Origin of the sequence: Rhizobium sp. PP-F2F-G48, from assembly GCF_004342335.1 — a bacterium.
Classification (GTDB): Bacteria; Pseudomonadota; Alphaproteobacteria; order Rhizobiales; family Rhizobiaceae; genus Ferranicluibacter.
In genome coordinates this window covers 44,389-63,029 of record NZ_SLVH01000005.1, presented here as the reverse complement: position 1 = coordinate 63,029, position 18,641 = coordinate 44,389, and the positions used below count along the sequence as shown (strand labels likewise).

Genomic DNA, 18,641 nt, shown 5'->3' with positions numbered 1-18,641 from the left:
AGCACCGCCGGGCGCGTGTCATTCCTGCGAAGGGGTCTCGTCGTCGCCGTCGAGCTCTTCGAAATTCTCGTTGGCCGCTTCACGGGCGGCCTTGGCCTTCTTGTCGGCCGTCAGGGCATCGCGGATCAGGTCGTCGGTCAGGATCAGCTTGGCTTCCGCCAGCGCCGAAAACGGCACGGTGACGGTCTGCGCCTCGTCCGGGCCGGGCTGGTCGCGTTCGATCGTGAAGCCGTCCGCATCCGCGCTCAGGATAACGCCGCGGAAGCGCTTGCGGCTTTCGACCAGAACCGAGGTCTCGCATTTCACGAGATGGCCGGTCCAGCGCACGAAATCGCCCTTGCGCACCATCGGCCGGTCGATACCCGGCGAAGACACTTCGAGATGATACGCCTTGCCGATCGGATCGTCCACGTCGAGCACCGGCGAGATCGCGGTGGAAACGGTTTCGCAGTCTTCGACGGTCATGGTGCCGTCGGTCCGCTCCGCCATGATCTGCAGCGTCGCGCCGTTCTGGGCCGAAAGGCGCACGCGCACCAGCTGGTAGCCCATCGGCATCAGCACGGGTTCGATGATGTCGGCCACGCGGCGGTCGATCCCGGTCTCGGTGATCAGGCGCGGTTCCTGCTGGATGTCTGCCGTGTCGATGTCGGACAAGCACTGTCTCCCGTCATGCATGTTCTGTCATGATGGTAATAAAAAAGAGCGGGTCCTGACGGGCCCACTCTTCATCAACCGATCAAGAATTTGAGCGTCATATACGCCGCATCCGCCGCAATTGCAAGCGCCGCGCCGGCGGCGACCCTCGGGCGGATTTTCACGGGTCGCTGCGGGTTGCCGCGGCAAGCCTCCGGGCTACATTGCGTGACAGGACCTCAGACAGCCTGAAGATGCCGTCGCCCGCATCGCGCTCATACCCTTTCGTGCACAAGCGTGGTGCGCCGGACGGCATCTCCGCGGGGACGCGGGTGAACGAAGGAGATTGCCGTGCCGGATCGATCATCGCCCTTGGCGCCTTTCCGCCACGAGACCTTCCGCATCATCTGGATCGCCAGCCTTGCCTCGAACTTCGGCGGCCTGATCCAGTCCGTCGGCGCCGCCTGGATGATGACGTCCATCTCGACCTCGGTGAACATGGTCGCGCTGGTGCAGGCATCGGTGACGTTGCCGATCATGCTGTTCTCGCTGATCTCGGGGGCGCTCGCCGACAGTTTCGACCGGCGGCGGATCATGCTGGTCGCGCAAGTCTTCATGCTGGCCGTCTCCGCGCTGTTGACGGCGTTTGCCTGGTTCGGGCTGATCACGCCCTGGCTGCTGCTGACGTTCACCTTCCTCATCGGCTGCGGCACGGCGCTGAACAATCCGGCCTGGCAGGCCTCCGTCGGCGACATGGTTCCGCGAGAGGATCTGCCGGGCGCGGTGTCGCTGAACAGCATGGGCTTCAACATGACGCGCAGCGTCGGTCCGGCCATCGGCGGCGTCATCGTGGCGGCGGCCGGTGCGGCGGCGGCCTTTGCGGTCAATACGCTGACCTATTTCGCGCTGATCTATGCGCTTCTCCGCTGGAAGCGGACGCCGGCGCTGAACGCCCTGCCGCGCGAGCCTCTGGCGCGGGCCGTGGGCGCCGGCCTGCGCTATGTCGCGATGTCGCCGAACATCCTCAAGGTCATGCTGCGCGGCTTTCTCTTCGGCCTGTCGGCCAGCGCCATCCTCGCGCTTCTGCCGCTGGTCGCGCGCGACCTCGTGGCCGGCGGACCTCTGACCTACGGCGTCCTCCTCGGCGCGTTCGGCATCGGGGCGATCGGCGGTGCGCTGCTCAGCGCCCGGCTGCGCGAGCGTCTGGCCGGCGAAGCCGTGGTGCGCATCGCCTTTCTCGGCTTCGCCCTGTCCGCCGTCATCGCGGCCGTCAGCCGGTCGGAGATCCTCACCGGTCTTGCCATGCTTTTATCGGGGGCCGGCTGGGTTCTGGCTTTGTCGCTGTTCAACACGACGGTGCAACTGTCCACGCCACGCTGGGTGGTCGCCCGGGCGCTCTCGCTCTACCAGACCACCACCTTCGGCGGCATGGCGCTCGGCAGCTGGGTCTGGGGCGTGGCCGCGGAAGACTACGGCCCCTCGACGGCCCTCATCGCCTCGGCGGTGGTCATGCTGGTCGGCGCGGCCGTCGGCCTGCGCTTTGCGCTGCCGGAGTTCAAGGCGCTCAACCTCGATCCCCTCGGCAGTTTCACCGAGCCGATGCTGAAGCTCGACTTGAAGCCGAGAAGCGGGCCGATCGTCGTGATGATCGACTACGAGATCGATCCGGCCGATGTGGAGGCGTTCCTGTCGATCATGACCGAGCGCCGCCGCGTCCGCATTCGCGACGGTGCCGGCCAGTGGACGCTGATGCGCGACCTGGAGCGGCCGGAGATCTGGACCGAAACCTATCACGTGCCGACCTGGGTCGAGTATGTTCGCCACAACCAGCGGCGCACCAAGGACGATGCGGCGATCCACGAACGGCTCCGCACACTCCATCGCGGCGAAAGCGCGCCCTATGTGCATCGGATGATCGAGCGCCAGACGATCCTGCCGCATGAATACGAGCAGTTCAAACGACAGGTCGATCTCGACCATTGAGGCGATGTCTACCGCAACTTGGCTTTCAGACCGGCATCCGGAAAACAGGTTGCCGCAAGCCCGTTCTTCTCCTGCCACTGGCCGAGCGAGCGCCGGGTCTTATAACCGGCGAGACCGTCGGCCTTGCCGATGTCGTAGCCTTGAACCTCCAGCCGCTTCTGCATGGTGAGAACATCCGAGCGCAGCATCTTGCCGACATCGCCCCATGCGCCCTCGAACGCCCCGCCATTGCCGCCGATCCGGTCGGCGAGATTGCCGATGAAGAGGGCGTAGAGGTCGGAATTGTTGTATTCCTTGATGACGTAGAAATTCGGCGTCACCAGAAATTCCGGCCCGTGGCGGCCCGCCGGCACCAGCATCATGCCGCTGGCCTTCGCCTCGCTGCGCGGAAACGCCTTGCCGGAGATGCGGGTAATGCCGGTGGCGGCCCATTGCCCGAGCGGCTTTGCGAGATCCGGCCCTTCCTGCGCACAGGAGACGCCGTCCGGGATCGACACCTCGAAGCCCCAGTCGCGCCCGCGCTGCCAGCCTTTCTGAGACAGGTAATGCGCGATGGAGCCGAGCACGTCCGGCACGGAATTCCAGATGTCGCGCCGTCCGTCGCCGTCGAAATCGACGGCATAAGACAGGAAGCTCGACGGCAGGAACTGCGGCTGGCCCATGGCGCCGGCCCAGGAACCGCGCATATCGGCCTCCCGAACGTCGCCGCTCGCCAGAATATGCAAAGCCGAGACGAGCTCGCGGGTAAAGAGCTCGCCGCGGGTCGACATGAAGGCCTTGGTGGCGAGCACGTCGAGCACCGGATGCGGGATCTTCGCCCGCCCGAAACCCGATTCGCGGCCCCAGATCGCCAGCACGATCGGGCCGGGCACGCCGTAGGTCTTCTCGATCCGCCGCAACGTCGCGGCATGCGTGGCGGCAAGGCTCCGGCCGGTCGCGGCCAGCCCCTGCAGACGCTTCTCGGAAAAATAGGCGCCGGGGGAAGCGAACTCCGCCTGGCTCTGCTTCTGGTCGCCCTGCGGTTTCGACCCCGGCGGCACGAGGTCCGGCAAGTCCCAGTCGAGCTTCACGGTGGCGAATGCCGTGTCGAACTCCGTCTTCGAAATGCCGCCCTTCTGCGCCTGCGGCCAGAGGTCCGTCTGCAGCCAGCGCCGAAACTGTGCTTCCGTCTCGGCCTTCGAGGCGGCCAGCGCCGGTAGGCCCGTGGAGGCGCAGAGGAGGGCGGCAAACCCGAGGCGGCGCAACTGTCGAAGGCCGAAATGTCTGGAAAATGTCATGTCAGATTGCCGTCCTCGCCCGCAAAGCCGCGGTCAGTGTACCGTCGTCGAGATAATCGAGCTCGCCCCCGACGGGGACGCCATGGGCAAGCCGGGTGATACGCACGTCCAGCCCGTCGAGCTGGTCGGTGATATAATGCGCCGTCGTCTGGCCCTCGACGGTGGCGTTGACGGCGATGATGAGCTCGCGCACCTCGCCCTTGACGACGCGATCGACCAAACCGCGGATGTTGAGATCGTCCGGTCCGACGCCATCGAGCGGCGACAGCGTGCCGCCGAGCACGTGATAGGCCGTGTTCATCGCCCCGGTGCGCTCCAGCGCCCAGAGATCGGCGACGTCTTCCACCACGATGATGCATGTATGGTCGCGCCGCTCGTCGGTGCAGACGCTGCAGGGATCGCTCGTATCCACATTGCCGCAGCAGGAGCAGATGCGGACCTTGCGGTGCGCCTCGCTCATCGCGTCGGCGAGCGGCCCCAGCAGCTGATCCTTCTTCTTGACGAGATGGAGCGCCGCGCGACGGGCCGAGCGCGGTCCGAGGCCCGGCACCTTCGCCAGAAGCTGGATGAGTTTTTCGATTTCGGGACCGGTGACTCGCTTTGCCATGAGGCGCGTTCTATCCCATATGCCGTCGGAGTGAAAATGCTTTGCACCGCGCAGACCTGCGATGGCGGGCGAAAAGGGTAAGCCATGAAGATTGCCGCCGTCTGCATCGGCCATGCCACCGTCATCGACGGCAAGACCGCAAAGACCGGGATCGTCAAGCATCCCCTCAGCGGTGCCATCATCGTCGACGCTGCGGGACTGGCGGGCGACGCCGTTTGCAATCGAAAGCATCACGGCGGTCCGGATCAGGCCGTCTACGGTCTCGGTTCGCTGGATCTGGAGGCCTGGTCGGTCGAGCTCGGCCATGCGGTCGCGCCCGGCCTGTTCGGCGAAAACCTCGTCGTCTCGGATGTCGACAGCCGGGCGATCGCGGTCGGCGACCGCTTCGAGACGGACACCGTCACGCTGGAGGTCACCTCCACCCGCATCCCCTGTTCGACGCTCGCGCTGCGGCTGGGCGATCCGGGTTTCGCCCGCAGGTTCCGCAGGGTGGCCCGGCCGGGCTTCTATTGCCGTGTGCTGCGCCCAGGCATGATGTGCGCCGGGGAGCGCGTGACCTATCGCGCTTTCGAAGGCCCGCGGATCACGATGCCGGAAATGCTCGCGACCTCGATGAAGTCCCTTTCGGAGGCGGAGCGCGCGCGTTACGGGGCCGCTCCGATCAGCGAGCGGGTGCGCGCCCAGCTCGAGGCGCGCACTCGCTAGACATTCCCGCCCTAACCGTTCCTTCCCGGCTTGACCATTCCTTCCCGCCTTAACCATTCCTTAAGGAACCGCTTCGCGCCGCCGTCCCGCCACGCTATGTCCGACACTTACCAAGGATGACGGGGACGAGTGCGATGGCGGGGACGTTGAGAATCAGACGGCTGGTGGCACGCCTCGCGCTCCTGTTCCTCGTCGCGGTTCCCGCAAGCCACAGCCTCGCCCGCACCTGCGCGGCGTCGGGCACCGAGGCGACACGTCTCCAACGGCAGGTCGCCTCCAACATGGTGATGGCGCGCAAGCATGGTTGCGATGTCGGAAACGGGGGCTTTGCCTGCCGGGAGGTCGCCGGTCGCATCGCACAGGCCCGCGCGGCGCTCGCCGCCCTGCCGTCGGCCTGCAAGTCCGATCTGCGCGCGGTCCGTGAGACGCCGCGCCGGCCGAAGCCGAAGCGCATCGTCCGGCAGCCCGTCAAAGCCGAGGTCGCTGCCACGCGCGGCATCACAAGCCAGGCCACGCTCTGCGTTCGGCTTTCCGATGGCTATTATTTCCCGACGCCCAATTCCGGATTTCAGGCGCTGCCCGCCTCGACCGAGAACCTCGCAGCACAATGCAGGACCATCTGCGACACGGCGGATATGGATGTTTTCCGTCAGCCGGGAGAAAACGGCGAGCCGGCGGATATGATCTCGCTCACGCGCGGCACGCGCTATGGCGATCTCGATGTGGCAGGCCTTTACCGTAAGGCGGCTGAAGCCAGGGCCTGCGACATGAGCCGCATCGCGCCTCCGGCCTCGGCGTCCAACACCGCCGCGCGCACACTGCCGGACCCGATTTTCAAACCGGCGCCGACCGTTCTGGCAACCGCGCTTTTCCAGGACATCGGTCTGCGCGGCACGCGGACGGATATTCCGAAACTGCCGCGCAAGGTCCGCATGGTCGGCCCGGCATTCCTGCCGGAACTCTAACCGTAACGGCTCTTCTCGCGCAGCGTCCGATGCCGAAGCGATCCCGCTTCAGCCGGGAATGCTTCTAGAAGGGCAGCTTCATGCCGGGCGGGATCGGCAGGCCGGCCGTCAGCTCGCGCGTCTTTTCCGCGGTAATCGCCTCGGCCTTGTCCTTGCCGTCCTTGTGCGCGGCGACGATCAGGTCCTCTAGGATCTCGACATCGTCCTCCTTGAAGAGGGACGGGTCGATCTTGATGCTCTTCAGCGCGCCCTTTCCATCGAGCCGCACGGTGACGAGGCCGCCTCCGGAGGTGCCGTCCACTTCGAGAAGGGCAATCTCCACCTGAAGCTTCTCCATCTTGGCCTGCATTTCCTTGACCTTGCCCATCATACCCATGATGTCGCGCATCGTCCGTCGTCTCCTCTTCTCAGATCCGGTTGGATCAGTGTTCTATGTCGTCGCCGGGAAGGATGTCGCCTTCCTCGGATTCGGCCACGGCGGCGATCTCCGGCGTTTCGTCCGGTTCGACATCCGTCACCTTGATGCGCACATCGACCATCCTGGCGCCGGGAAAACGGGCGAGGATGGCGGCGACGTCGGGGTCCTGACGCGCATCGTTGAAGCGCTGTTCCTTGGCTGCCGCTTCGGTCTCCACCATCGTCGGCTGGCCGGGTTCCCGGCTCACCGTCACCATCCAGCGGATGCCGGTCCACTCTTCCAGTCGCCGCTGCAGATCGGTCACCAGCGTCTTCGGCGCGTCGTCCGGAACGTTCATCTCCAGGCGGCCGGGTTCGATCCGCACCAGCCGTACGAAATTGCGCACCAGCGTCTTCAGGAGAATGTCGCGGTTCTTCTGGCAGAGATCGACGATATCGGCGACCGAGCGCAGCGGCACGACCGGCTCGGCGGGCGCCGCCTCCGGTTTCAGATCGACCTGTCCGCGCGCCTGCGCTGCGGGAAGCTCGGCCTCGGGCACGGCGCGCAGCATGGCCGCACCATTGGCCGTCATCCGCGACGGCATTACCGGTTCGCCGGCGCGCGCCTGAATGCCGCCCTGGCTCGATGCATTTGCCTGCGCGGAAACAGCGGACGCCGATGCGCCATTGCTGCTCCCAGAACCATTGCCCGATCCGGCACCGCGCGGTGCGGGGCGCGCGGCATCGCCGCCGGACATTTCGAGGAGCCGGCGTGCGGCCTCTTCCGGGGAGGGGAGGTGGGCCGCATGCGTCAGCCGGATCAGCACCATTTCGGCGGCCCCGGCCGGGCGGGCTGCATTCTCCGTTTCCGGGATGCCCTTGAGCAGCATCTGCCAGATCCGCGACAAGGTGGAGACGGCGACGGCGGTGGAGAACTCCGCGCCGCGCACCCGCTCGACCTCGCTCAGCGACTGGTCGTTGGCGGCCTCGGCCGAAAATTTGAGCTTGGTCACGAGATGCGTGAAATCGGCAAGATCCGTCAGCACGACGGCCGGGCTGGCGCCGGCCTCATATTGCCAGGCGAACTCTTCGAGCGCCGCTTTCACGTCGCCGCGCACCACATAGCCGAACAGGTCCACGATACGCGCGCGATCGGCAAGGCCGAGCATGCTGCGCACCGCGTCTGCCGCAACGGCACCGCCGCCATGGGCGATCGCCTGGTCGAGCAGCGAAAGACCGTCACGGGCCGACCCTTCGGCAGCCCGCGCGATCATCGCCAGTGCCTCGGCTTCGGCCGTGATGCCTTCCTTGCCGAGAATGGTGGAGAACAGGCCGACAAGATCGGTGGCGGCGATGCGCCTGAGATCGAACCTCTGGCAACGCGACAGCACCGTGATCGGGACCTTGCGGATTTCGGTCGTCGCGAAGATGAATTTCACATGCTCCGGCGGCTCTTCGAGCGTCTTCAGAAGCCCGTTGAAGGCCTGCGTCGAGAGCATGTGCACTTCGTCGATGATATAGACCTTGTAGCGCGCGGACACGGGCCGGTAGCGCACCTGCTCGATGATCTCGCGGATATCGTCGATACCGGTATGAGATGCGGCGTCCATCTCGATGACGTCGACATGCCGGCCCTCCATGATCGCCTGGCAGTGTTCGCCCGGCGTACGGAGGTCGATCGTCGGCTTGTCGATGTCGTCAGTCTTGTAATTCAGCGCACGGGCGAGGATGCGGGCCGTCGTCGTCTTGCCGACGCCGCGAACGCCCGTCAGCATGTAGGCCTGCGCGATGCGGCCGGTCTCGAACGCATTGGTCAGCGTGCGAACCATCGGCTCCTGCCCCACCATCAGGTCGGAGAAGTCCTTGGGCCGGTACTTGCGCGCGAGAACCCTGTAGGCCGCCGGCTTCTCGGCCGGGGCGGGCGCAGCGTCAGGAGATGTGGTGGTGATGTCGTTCATGCGCCCCGCCGCTCGTTCCGTCTGTCCGGACGGTCGGCAAGCTTGAGACGCGGCAGCGAGCTTGCGAACGGGCGGCCCTGGTCTGGTGGTTCAGGGACTTCCGTGAAGACCCTGAGGGTGGGAGGCTGGCACGATGACCCGTGCCGGGCTCGTTGGGGCTGCTTCCTTCCGGACCTGACCCGGTTGGCGAGTGGCTCGTCCACCACCAACCTCCCGATCTCCATATCGGCAATATCCAGACGGAATGCAAGTCGGCCCTTGGAAGAATCTGGCATCCCTGTCAGAACAGGACGCGCTCCTGAAGCCTGAAGCCGACCGTTCGAACGTTGACGGCACGGCTGCCGATGGAGACCGACAGGAGAAGCAGGAGGAACCCGTGACCCCGTTCGAACTCGACCCGCGTCTGGCACGCGACAGCGATCTCGTGGCCCGTCTCGATCTTTGCCAGCTGCGGCTGAGCCGGGATGCCCGCTGGCCCTGGCTCATTCTCATCCCCGAGCGGAATGCCATCAGCGAAACCTTCGAGCTGTCGTCCGACGAGCAGGCAACGCTGTCGCGCGAGACCAACCGCGTCGCCGAGGCTCTGAAGCGGGTGACCGGTGCGACCAAGATCAACATCGGGGCGCTGGGCAATATCGTCCGCCAGCTCCATGTCCATGTCGTCGCCCGCACCGAGGGGGATGCGAACTGGCCGGGCCCCATCTGGGGTTTCGGCACGGCGGAGGCCTGGGATACGGCAAAACGCGACGATTTCCTCAACAGATTGACGGAATCCCTGACATGACCCACGCCATTTTTGACCGCACGGGGCCGCATCCCGAGCCGAGCTCGCTGGTCGCCTTTGCCGGCAACTACCTCGTGCGCGACAGCGAACACCGAAGCGACGACTGCCTCGACGTGGCGCTGAAGACCGAGGGCGCGCATCTCTTCGCCTTTGCGGAGGGTAAACTGGTCGTCAAGCACGACGAGAACGTCATCGACCCGCTGTTTGCGCCCTACGAGATCGCCGTTCTCGAACCCGATCTGGAGGCCGCGATCCTGCTGGGAAGGCTGCCCTCCGGCGAGCCGCGCATCGCCGTTCCCGTCAATCGGACCGAGGCGACCTTGGAGGAGCCCTTCAAGCTTGCCGATGGCCGCAGCCTCTATCGGCAGGCGATGCTGCCGGACGAGCTTCTCGGACAATTCGCACAGGCCGCAAGCCTGATCGCCTGGAACGCCTCCAACCGATTTTGCGGCAAGTGCGGCAGCCCGATGGAGGCCAGGGGCGGGGGATACCGGCGGGTGTGCACGGCCTGCGGCCACCTGGCATTTCCGCGCACGGACCCCGTCGTCATCATGCTGACGATCGACGTGCAGCGCGATCTCTGCCTGCTCGGCCGCAGCCCGCATTTTCCGGAAGGCATGTATTCCTGTCTTGCGGGCTTTGTGGAGCCGGGCGAGACGATCGAAAATGCCGTGCGGCGCGAGACGATGGAAGAATCCGGCATCCGGACCGGCCGCGTGCGCTACCACGCCTCGCAGCCCTGGCCCATGCCGCACAGCCTGATGATCGGCTGCTTTGCGGAGGCGAAATCCAGCGAGATCCGGATGGACGATCTGGAGCTCGAGGATTGCCGCTGGTTCACCCGCGAGGAAACCCGCGCCATGCTCGCCCGCAATACCGGCCAGGAGGTCGGCCATCAGACGACACCGCCGAAGGGCGCGATCGCCCACCAGCTGATGCGCGACTGGCTGGACTGGCCGGTCTGACGGAAACGCCGGAGCTGGAAACAGAAGAACCGGCGCAAGGCCGGTTCTTCGTCGCCTGATCGCAGAGAGGGCGTTCGATCAGAAATCGCGCTGGAAGCGGATGGTGCCGCCGAAAGCATCGCCATTGCCGCGCTCGCCGTCGAACTTGGTGTAGTTGAATTCCGGCTGAACCTTGAAGTTGTCGACGATCATGTATTCCATGTTGAGGGCGGTCGCGAGCGTGCCGTCCTCTTCATAGGCGACCTGGCCGTTGATCGAGGTCTTGTCGTTGACGGTCGCGGTGAAGCCGCCCCAGGCTGCCCAATCGCCATTCCACGGGCCGTAATAGTTGCGCCGGCGCGTGTCGCCCGGGCCCTTGTCGTTGTCCCAGTCCGACTGGTAGCCGGCCATGATGAAGACCTTGAACACGTCGTTGAAGACGATGTCGCCGCGGACCTTGCCGCCGAAGGCCTCGGCATCCGGGTCGTAGCCGCCGATGATGAACAGGCCGCCCCAGTCTTCCTGAATGCGGGCGCCGGCGAGCGGATGTGCGGCCCGGTAGTCTTCGGTCGGACGGCTGGCGAAGCCGGTGTCGTAGGTGCCGCCGCCTTCTTCCAGGCCGATGAAGGCCGAGAAACCCTTGTCGCCACCCCACTGGTAGCTGACCTGGTTGGTCCGGTCGCCGGTGTAGTCGATGACGTCGTCATTGATGATGTTGCCTGCCGAATTCAGGAAGAGATCGTAGCGGGAATCGTTGAAGCCGGCCATGAAGCCGCCGAGCGTGATGAAGGCCGAGTTGATGTAGGTGGGCGTTTCGCCGTCCGCGGCTTCCGCCCGCAATTCGATGAAGGAGCGGAGCTCGCCGTATTCCGTATCGCTGCGGGCATCGAGGGTCACGGTTCCACGGGTAAACGGCGACCAGTCGAGGTTTTCGCCGCTATAGGCGCTTTCGCCGAGATTGTGGTCGGAGCGGACATAGCCACCGATCTTCAGGCACGTTTCCGTGCCGGGAATGTAGAAGAAGCCTTCGCCGAAGGCATCGCAGACACGAACATATTCCATGGCTTCCGGCTCGGCGGCAACGATCGCATCGGCAGCCTGTGCGCCTGCGGTCATGGAAAGTGCGGCCGTCGAGGCAAGGAGGAGAGTTCTGATGATCATCGTAGGCGTCCTTTGGATGCCGCCGTTGCGCGGCTGTCAAACGAAAGGCACCGGCGGCATTGCCGCAAATCAGTCGCCTCTCCGCCTTACGCAATCACTTTTGCGCCGTGAACTCTACCCCACAAGTCGGGCATGTCCGCCGGTGCGCAAAGGTTTTCGGATCGGCGCGACTTTTATAACACGCGCCGCATGGGGTGGGCCGGATAGGAGCCGAGAATCCGGACCTTCTCCGAAAAGAACCGAAGCTCTTCCAGCGCCCGCTTGACGTTCGCGTCGTCGGGATGCCCGTCGATGTCCGCATAGAACTGCGTCGCGATGAACTTTCCGCCGATCTGGTAGCTCTCCAGCTTCGTCATGTTGATGCCGTTCGTGGCAAAGCCGCCGAGCGCCTTGTAGAGCGCTGCCGGAATGTTGCGGACATTGAAGACGAAGGTGGTCACGAGGTGGTCGGCCTCGGCGTCGCGCCGGATCGGCTTCTCGTCGCGCGAGAGCACGACGAAGCGCGTCACGTTGTTTTCGGTGTCCTCGACATTCTCGGCCACGATATCGAGTTTGTAGAGATCGGCCGCGAGCCGGGGGGCGAGAGCCGCCATCGAGCGGTCCCCCGTTTCCGCCACGAGCTTGGCGGCACCGGCGGTGTCGCCGGCCACGACCGGCTTCCAGCCATTGGCGCGGACGATCTTGCGGCATTGGCCAAGCGCATGGATGTGGCTGTGCACGGTGCGGATCTCGCTGCGCGACACGCCCGGCAGCACCATCAGCTGGAACCGGATCGGCATGAAGTATTCACCGATGATATGCAGGCGCGATTCCGGCAGCAGATGATGGATGTCGGCGACGCGGCCGGCGATCGTGTTCTCGATCGGGATCATCGCGAGATCCGCCTCGCCGTTCTCGACGGCCAGAAAGGCATCCTCGAAAGTCTGGCAGGGAAGCGGGTCAATCGTCGGGAACATGTCGCGCGACGCCATGTCGGAATTCGCACCGTAATCGCCCTGGAACGAGATGCGGTTGGTGACGGGCATCATGATGCAGCTCCGGGGCGCGTCGACAGCAGCCGGCGTGCCGCTTCCAGATCGGCCGGCGTGTCGACGCCGAGGGGGATGGAGCTGACGATTTCCACGTCGATGCGCATGCCCGCCTCCAGCGCCCGCAGTTGCTCGAGCGATTCGCGCTTTTCGAGCGTGGAGGGCGGCAAGGCGACGAATCGTTCCAGCGCGGACCGGCGATAGGCGTAGAGGCCGATATGATGGTAGAGCGGCCCCGCACCGTGGGGTGCTGTCGCCCGCGTGAAGTAGAGCGCCCGCAGGCGGCTTTCGGAGAGCGGCGCGCCGACCACCTTCACGACGTTCGGGTTGGTTTTCTCAGCCTCATGCACGATCTCCACCGTCAGCGTCGCGATGTCGACGGCGGGATCCTCGAGCGGCCGCAGCGCTGCGCGAATTGTCTCCGGCTCAATCGTCGGCAGATCGCCCTGCACGTTGATCACGGTCTCGATCCGGCCGTCCGGGTCGCAAAGGGTGAGCGCCTCGTAGATGCGGTCGGAGCCGGACTGGTGGTCGATACGGGTCATGACGGCTTCGAAGCCGGCAGCCGTCACGGCATCGAACGTGTCCTGGTGATCGACCGCCACGACGATGCGCCCCGCCTCCGCATCGCGCGCCCGCAACGCGACCTGAACGATCATCGGCAGTCCGCAGATGTCGGCCAAAGGCTTGCCGGGAAGCCGCGTGGAGGCCATCCGCGCCGGGATCAGCACGAGTGTTTTTGCCAAATTGTCGCTTTTCATGCCGAGCCCTTCAAAACACCATTAAAAAGTGCCAGAAGTGGTTCGTCCGGCACGGATATCGCTGTTGCAACGCTTGGTCAAAAGACATAGCTTCCGCACGATTTCAAGGTGCCGCGGCAGATTGTTCATACCGGCGGCGCGTGCGTATGCCTGAGGCCGGACGCAAGGGGAGGTGTGTTGATGAACTCGCATGTAAATATGGCCGTGGGAGCCTTTCTCGGAACGGTCTTCGTGCTGATGTCCGTATCGATCGCCTCCGAGGGCATCTTTCATTCCGAAGCCCCGGAAAAGCCGGGCTTTGCGATCATCGCCGAGGAAACGACGGGCGAGGCCGGAGCGGGGGCTGCAGCCGAGGTCGAGGTCGACATCAAGCCGCTGCTGGCCAGCGCCGATGCAAGCGCCGGCGAAGCCGTATTCAAGAAATGTGCCGCCTGTCACACCATCGAGAAGGGGGGACCGAACAAGGTCGGCCCCAATCTCTGGGGTGTCGTGGAACGCCCGATCGCCTCGCATGAAGGCTTTGCCTATTCGGCCGGCATGAAGACCTTTGCCGAAGCCAACAAGACCTGGACCTACGATCACCTGAGCTATTTCGTCGAGGCACCGAAGAAGCACGTACCGGGCACGGCCATGGGATTTGCCGGCGTGAAGAAGCCGGATGAGCGTGCAAACCTCATCGCCTGGCTGCGCGGCCAGTCCGATGCGCCTGTCGCCCTTCCCGAGGCATCTGCCTCTGCCGCGCCCGCAGCGGCGCCGGCCGAAGGTGCGGCACCTGCTGCCCCGGCAGCCCCTGCTGCTCCCGCAGCGCCTGCGCCTGCTGCACCGGCTCCGGCGGCACCCGCCAACTAAGCCGAAGCCTTTCGCTGAACCTGGATCAATCGAAGCCCGGCTTTCGCCGGGCTTTTTCGTGTCCGGGCAACCGGCGGACTTTGCGCTTGAGATTGCGATACGACGCCATGGCAAGGATGGCGGGGGCCACAAGCGTTAGAGAAGCACGTAGGCCCAGGCAGAGACCGTGAAGACGCCGAGGGCCGTGGTCAGCGTGATGGTCGAGGATGCCAGGCCGTGACCCACGTTGAAATGATTGGCGATCAGCCAGGCATTGACGCCTGTCGGCACGGCCGAGGTCAGCACCAGCGCCGCCGTCCAGTGACGATCGAGGCCGAGCAGGTGACTGGCTGCAAACACGCAGGCGGGCAGCACGACGAGCTTGAGCGCGCTGGTAAAGGCGGCAAGGCCGAGATTGCCCGACAGACCATATTTGTCGAGCGCCATCCCGATCGAGATCAGCGCGGCGGGACCGGCCACGGCCGCGGTCTGGTCGATGGCGATCTTGAGCGGTCCCGACAGCGGCAGGTTCGTCATATGCATCAGGGCGCCGCAGACGAGCCCGATCACGAGAGGGTTGCGCACCAGGTTTCGCAGGATGCCGCGGGCAAGCGCCAGCGGGCTCTGCGCCACGCCGCCATTGGTCTTCCGCTCGGCTCGCTCCATCAGGATCGTGCCCGCGATCATCATCACCGGAAGATGCACCGAAATCAGGATCGACAGGGCGACGACGCCGGCATCGCCGACACTGCGCGAGACGAGCGGCAGGCCGATGAAGATCGTGTTGGCGAAGGCCGAGGACACGCCTGCGAGCACGCCGATGCGGCGGTCGCGCCCGAAGCCGAGCGTGGCGACGAGATGGCCGAGGGTCCAGACGACGGCGACGCCCGAGAAATAGGCGATCCAGAGCGGCCAGGGCGAGCCTTCCGTGAAGTCCGCGGTCGCAATGGTGCGAAACAGCAGAACGGGGACGGAAACCTTGAAGACGAAATCGCCGAGTGCGTCGCCGACCGCCGGTTTCAGATAGCCCGTTCGCACGATCAGCCAGCCGGCAAAGATAAGGACGAAGAGGGGAAGGACATTGATGAGGACGTCGGACATGAGGCTCTCCGTGCCTTTATCGCATAAACTGCTTCGTGCGCTCTCCGCAACCTTTCCGTTTGCCACGCAATGTCTACGTAAGTTTCGCCTGTCATAAAGCGAGACGGCTATCGGCAGCGGAGGGATTCGGCATGGCGGTCAGTGACTACGCAGCGATCAATGAAAAATGGTGGCAGCAACCCGTCGTGCTCGAGCTTGGCGGTATCGGGGACTATCGCATCGTCCGCAACACACGGGAAGCGGCCGAAGTTCTACTCGAAAAATGGCCGACGCATGAAGGTGCGGCCTATGGGGCGGCGATTCGGATGTGCCGCTACGTGCTGAACGGCGAGCAGCCGGCAGATTATGCCCGTGAGGACTTTATCGCCGCAGCGGTCGAGGCGTTCATCCATATCGATGAGGGCCGCCGCCGCTTCTGATTGTCCAGCGCGTGGCGAGCCGGCTCACGACCGAAACGGCGCAGCATGGAACATTCCGGACGGACCTCGCGTTGCAGTGCAGCTAAACGCTGATCCGCGACACGCCTGAACGGGCCCATCCTGTCTGCGGGGAGCGGGCAACAGGGGGCTCTAGCATGCCGATGGACAAGCAGATCTACTGCCGACGCGACGACGAACCCCATCTGCGGGACGACGATCTTGCGGGCAAGGTCTCCCGGTATATCCAATATGTCGCCCTCGTGGACACGACCCACCTCGATGTCGTCGCCATCGGCAGAACCATCATCCTCTCGGGCTTCGTTGCGAACGAAGCCGAGATCGGCTGCATCGAGCAGGCGGCGGCTTCGGTGATCGGCGTCCATCTGGTGGAAAACAACGTCACCGTCCGACATCACTAAGAGTGTTGAGGGGTTTCGACGCCCTTAGAATGCGCCGGGAATATGCACCGGCCAACGCCAGGGCCGGATGGCCATGATGTCGTAGCGAATGGACAGGCGGTCCGCATCCGGCTGCCTTTGCAGCCAGAGATCACTCGCATTGCGGATTCTTACCTCCGACATCGCGCTTACCGCAAAGATCGCCGCATCCACGCTTCCGCGCGCTTTCACCTCGACGCAGGCGACGAGCGTTCCGCGCCTGGCGATGATGTCGATTTCTCCAAGCTTTGTGCGGTAGCGAAAGGCGACGATGCGATAACCACGCAGCATGAGAGCGAGCGCGGCGACATATTCCGCGACGGCGCCTTTGCGCACCGCCCGCAAACGTCGCCGGTCGGCCGTTCCCGTCACGGCTGTTCCTTGAGCGTCAGAAGCCGGTCGTACAGCGTTCGGCGGTTGAGGCCCGTTTGTTTCGCGGCTTCCGTCGCGGCCTTGCCGGCCGGCATCGCGGCGGAGAGCCGGGCCAGCAGGACATCCACATCCTGCGCGTCCGGCGCCGCTTCTTCCGGCGGCGGGGCGATGACCAGCACGATTTCGCCCTTGACGACGACATCGCCGCCATAATGATCGGCAAGGTCTCCGAGCGTTCCCCGCCGGAACTCCTCGTAGGTCTTGGTCAGTTCGCGACAGACCACGGCCGCCCGCTCCCGGCCGAGCGTCTCCGCGGCGCCGATCAGGGTCGCACCGATCCGGTGGGGGGACTCAAAGAAGATCAGCGTTGCCGGCACGCGGGCGAGTTCGGCCAACCGGTCGCGTCGCGCCTTGTCCCTGGACGGCAGAAAGCCCGCAAAGAGAAAGGCATCGTTGGAAAGCCCCGAGCCGACGAGTGCCGCGAGCGGCGCGGAAGGCCCCGGCAGCGGCACCACCCGGTGCCCGGCCTCGATCGCGGTCTGGGCAAGCCGGTAGCCGGGATCGGAGACGAGGGGCGTGCCCGCATCCGACACCAGCGCGACCGATCGGCCCGCATCGAGCGCCGCGATCAGCCGGGGGCCGGCCTCGTTGGCATTGTGCTCGTGATAGGCGTAGGGGCGGTTGGCGATGCCGTAGCGATCGAGCAGAACGCGGGTGACGCGGGTATCCTCGCAGGCGAGCACATCCGCGCCGGCCAGGGTTTCCAGCGCCCGCAGGGTGATGTCGCCGAGATTGCCGATGGGCGTCGCCACCAGATAGAGCGCCGGCTCGATCGGCCGGGCCTCCACGACCGTGTCGTGGACGCGATAGCTGCGCGACCTTGTGCCGGCATCCGGTGCCGCATCCCGTTCTGTCGTCTTGTCGTTCATGCGGTCTTTATGGGGGAGCCGGCCCCGTGCCGCAAGCCGGTGCACGAAACGATAACGGTGGGTAGATCGGCATCGGATGGAGCTTGGCCCTTGCACTTCGTCCCGGTGTAGTGCCATTTTGCGCGTCCATATCCACGCCGCCCTTCGGCCGCTCGCGGCCCGGTGGCCGAGGCGTTCAAGAGTTCAAGCCGGGAGGCGTCTTCCGGTCCTGATGGAAAGCGACAGCATCTCATGCGCATTACGATCGAGCGGTCCAATCTCCTCAAATCGCTGAACCATGTCCACCGCGTCGTCGAGCGCCGGAACACCATTCCGATCCTGTCGAACGTTCTGCTGCGGGCCGACGGCGAAAGCCTCGACATGAAGGCGACCGACCTCGATCTCGAAATCACCGAGGCGACGCCCGCCCAGGTCGAGCAGCCGGGCGCGACGACCGTGCCTGCCCATCTGCTCTACGATATCGTCCGCAAGCTGTCGGACGGTTCGGAAGTCCTGCTATCGACCAATGCCGAGGGCACGGCGATGACCGTCGCCTCGGGCCGGTCCAAGTTTTCGCTTCAGTGCCTGCCGCAGTCGGATTTTCCGGATCTGAATGCCGGCACCTTCACGCACAAGTTCACGATGAAGGCGACCGATCTCAAGATGCTGATCGATCGGACACAGTTCGCAATCTCCACGGAGGAGACGCGCTATTACCTGAACGGCATCTACATCCACACGATCGAAAGCAAGGGCGACCTGAAGCTGCGCGCCGTGGCGACCGACGGCCACCGGCTCGCGCGTGCCGATCTGGAAGCGCCCTCGGGCTCCGAAGGCATGCCGGGCATCATCATTCCCCGCAAGACGGTGGGCGAGCTGCAGAAGCTCGTGGACCAGCCGGATGCGACGGTGACGCTGGAGCTGTCCGACGCCAAGATCCGCATGAGCATCGGCTCGATCGTCATGACGTCGAAGCTGATCGACGGCACGTTTCCGGATTACCAGCGGGTCATTCCGGCCAACAACGAGAAGGAGCTGCGGATCGATTGCCAGTCCTTCGCGCAGGCCGTCGATCGCGTCTCCACGATTTCGTCCGAACGCGGTCGCGCCGTGAAGCTGGCGCTCGCCGACGGACAGCTGACGCTGACCGTCAACAATCCCGACAGCGGTAGCGCGACGGAAGAATTGCCCGTGGGCTACGACAACGACCCGCTCGAAATCGGCTTCAACGCCAAGTATCTGCTCGATATCACGGCCCAGCTTTCGGGCACCGAAGCCGTGTTCATGCTGGCCGATGCCGGCTCGCCGACCCTGGTCCGCGATCTCGCCGGCGAAGACGCGCTGTATGTGCTGATGCCGATGCGGGTTTAGTCC

20 protein-coding genes and 1 other RNA gene are annotated in these 18,641 nt (G+C 65.0%); 9 read left to right on the top strand and 12 right to left on the bottom strand.

Annotated elements, in window-relative coordinates:
* Window positions 1-18: 18 nt before the first annotated feature.
* Window positions 19-654, bottom strand: a complete 636-nt coding sequence (rimP, locus tag C8J36_RS13340) for a ribosome maturation factor RimP (RefSeq protein ID WP_132535569.1) — start codon at window positions 652-654, stop codon at window positions 19-21.
* A 330-nt stretch (window positions 655-984) separates the two neighbouring features.
* Here rimP and C8J36_RS13335 point away from each other — a divergent pair, with 330 nt between their 5' ends.
* The gene (locus tag C8J36_RS13335; protein WP_132535567.1) at window positions 985-2,616 is read left to right on the top strand and encodes an MFS transporter; all 1,632 of its coding nucleotides are present in this window, start codon (window positions 985-987) and stop codon (window positions 2,614-2,616) included.
* 8 nt (window positions 2,617-2,624) lie between these two features.
* Here C8J36_RS13335 and C8J36_RS13330 read toward each other — a convergent pair whose 3' ends face one another.
* Together C8J36_RS13330 and recR are read right to left on the bottom strand one after the other, a co-directional pair.
* On the bottom strand, window positions 2,625-3,893 hold the full coding sequence (locus C8J36_RS13330) for a lytic murein transglycosylase (protein WP_132535565.1): 1,269 nt from the start codon (window positions 3,891-3,893) through the stop codon (window positions 2,625-2,627).
* Between the two features lies 1 nt (window position 3,894).
* Window positions 3,895-4,500, bottom strand: coding sequence for a recombination mediator RecR (gene recR, locus C8J36_RS13325; RefSeq protein WP_062595342.1), 606 nt, complete (start codon window positions 4,498-4,500; stop codon window positions 3,895-3,897).
* Window positions 4,501-4,584: 84 nt separating this feature from the next.
* Here recR and C8J36_RS13320 point away from each other — a divergent pair, with 84 nt between their 5' ends.
* Both C8J36_RS13320 and C8J36_RS13315 read left to right on the top strand, forming a co-directional pair.
* A complete protein-coding gene (locus tag C8J36_RS13320) occupies window positions 4,585-5,205 on the top strand; it encodes an MOSC domain-containing protein (RefSeq protein WP_132535563.1) in 621 nt (206 codons plus the stop codon).
* 164 nt (window positions 5,206-5,369) lie between these two features.
* On the top strand, window positions 5,370-6,170 hold the full coding sequence (locus C8J36_RS13315; protein ID WP_207897505.1) for a DUF2865 domain-containing protein: 801 nt from the start codon (window positions 5,370-5,372) through the stop codon (window positions 6,168-6,170).
* A gap of 64 nt (window positions 6,171-6,234) precedes the next feature.
* Here C8J36_RS13315 and C8J36_RS13310 read toward each other — a convergent pair whose 3' ends face one another.
* The 3 genes from C8J36_RS13310 to ffs form a co-directional block, all read right to left on the bottom strand.
* The gene (locus tag C8J36_RS13310) at window positions 6,235-6,558 is read right to left on the bottom strand and encodes a YbaB/EbfC family nucleoid-associated protein (protein WP_132535559.1); all 324 of its coding nucleotides are present in this window, start codon (window positions 6,556-6,558) and stop codon (window positions 6,235-6,237) included.
* A gap of 34 nt (window positions 6,559-6,592) precedes the next feature.
* A complete protein-coding gene (locus tag C8J36_RS13305; protein WP_132535557.1) occupies window positions 6,593-8,524 on the bottom strand; it encodes a DNA polymerase III subunit gamma/tau in 1,932 nt (643 codons plus the stop codon).
* A 117-nt stretch (window positions 8,525-8,641) separates the two neighbouring features.
* Window positions 8,642-8,738, bottom strand: an RNA gene (gene ffs / locus C8J36_RS13300) — signal recognition particle sRNA small type.
* Window positions 8,739-8,900: 162 nt separating this feature from the next.
* On the opposite strand from ffs, the gene C8J36_RS13295 reads away from it, so the two are divergent.
* The gene (locus C8J36_RS13295) at window positions 8,901-9,308 is read left to right on the top strand and encodes an HIT family protein (RefSeq protein WP_207897504.1); all 408 of its coding nucleotides are present in this window, start codon (window positions 8,901-8,903) and stop codon (window positions 9,306-9,308) included.
* A complete protein-coding gene (gene nudC, locus C8J36_RS13290) occupies window positions 9,305-10,273 on the top strand; it encodes an NAD(+) diphosphatase (RefSeq protein ID WP_132535554.1) in 969 nt (322 codons plus the stop codon). Before C8J36_RS13295 ends, nudC begins: the two co-directional genes overlap by 4 nt.
* A gap of 78 nt (window positions 10,274-10,351) precedes the next feature.
* Here nudC and C8J36_RS13285 read toward each other — a convergent pair whose 3' ends face one another.
* From C8J36_RS13285 to C8J36_RS13275, 3 genes are all read right to left on the bottom strand, one after another.
* Window positions 10,352-11,413 carry a porin gene (locus tag C8J36_RS13285; RefSeq protein WP_062595337.1) on the bottom strand — a complete coding sequence of 354 codons (1,062 nt, stop codon included), beginning with the start codon at window positions 11,411-11,413 and terminating at the stop codon, window positions 10,352-10,354.
* A gap of 173 nt (window positions 11,414-11,586) precedes the next feature.
* The gene (locus C8J36_RS13280) at window positions 11,587-12,441 is read right to left on the bottom strand and encodes a prephenate dehydratase (protein WP_132535552.1); all 855 of its coding nucleotides are present in this window, start codon (window positions 12,439-12,441) and stop codon (window positions 11,587-11,589) included.
* Complete coding sequence (locus C8J36_RS13275) at window positions 12,438-13,202, bottom strand: 3-deoxy-manno-octulosonate cytidylyltransferase (protein WP_132535550.1); 765 nt, start codon at window positions 13,200-13,202, stop codon at window positions 12,438-12,440. Before C8J36_RS13275 ends, C8J36_RS13280 begins: the two co-directional genes overlap by 4 nt.
* A 180-nt stretch (window positions 13,203-13,382) precedes the next feature.
* Between C8J36_RS13275 and C8J36_RS13270 the strand changes: the two genes are divergently transcribed.
* Window positions 13,383-14,051, top strand: coding sequence for a cytochrome c family protein (locus C8J36_RS13270; RefSeq protein ID WP_132535548.1), 669 nt, complete (start codon window positions 13,383-13,385; stop codon window positions 14,049-14,051).
* 135 nt (window positions 14,052-14,186) lie between these two features.
* Here C8J36_RS13270 and C8J36_RS13265 read toward each other — a convergent pair whose 3' ends face one another.
* On the bottom strand, window positions 14,187-15,131 hold the full coding sequence (locus tag C8J36_RS13265) for an AEC family transporter (RefSeq protein WP_132535546.1): 945 nt from the start codon (window positions 15,129-15,131) through the stop codon (window positions 14,187-14,189).
* Window positions 15,132-15,262: 131 nt separating this feature from the next.
* On the opposite strand from C8J36_RS13265, the gene C8J36_RS13260 reads away from it, so the two are divergent.
* Both C8J36_RS13260 and C8J36_RS13255 read left to right on the top strand, forming a co-directional pair.
* On the top strand, window positions 15,263-15,550 hold the full coding sequence (locus C8J36_RS13260; RefSeq protein ID WP_132535544.1) for a DUF982 domain-containing protein: 288 nt from the start codon (window positions 15,263-15,265) through the stop codon (window positions 15,548-15,550).
* 155 nt (window positions 15,551-15,705) lie between these two features.
* The gene (locus C8J36_RS13255) at window positions 15,706-15,969 is read left to right on the top strand and encodes a BON domain-containing protein (protein WP_062595331.1); all 264 of its coding nucleotides are present in this window, start codon (window positions 15,706-15,708) and stop codon (window positions 15,967-15,969) included.
* A 24-nt stretch (window positions 15,970-15,993) separates the two neighbouring features.
* Here C8J36_RS13255 and C8J36_RS13250 read toward each other — a convergent pair whose 3' ends face one another.
* Both C8J36_RS13250 and rsmI read right to left on the bottom strand, forming a co-directional pair.
* Complete coding sequence (locus C8J36_RS13250) at window positions 15,994-16,359, bottom strand: YraN family protein (RefSeq protein ID WP_132535542.1); 366 nt, start codon at window positions 16,357-16,359, stop codon at window positions 15,994-15,996.
* Entirely contained in the window at window positions 16,356-17,288 is a 933-nt protein-coding gene (gene rsmI / locus C8J36_RS13245; protein ID WP_132535540.1) for a 16S rRNA (cytidine(1402)-2'-O)-methyltransferase, read from the bottom strand. The genes C8J36_RS13250 and rsmI overlap by 4 nt, the downstream gene beginning before the upstream one ends.
* 231 nt (window positions 17,289-17,519) lie before the next feature.
* Between rsmI and dnaN the strand changes: the two genes are divergently transcribed.
* Complete coding sequence (dnaN, locus tag C8J36_RS13240; RefSeq protein WP_132535538.1) at window positions 17,520-18,638, top strand: DNA polymerase III subunit beta; 1,119 nt, start codon at window positions 17,520-17,522, stop codon at window positions 18,636-18,638.
* Window positions 18,639-18,641: the final 3 nt, after the last annotated feature.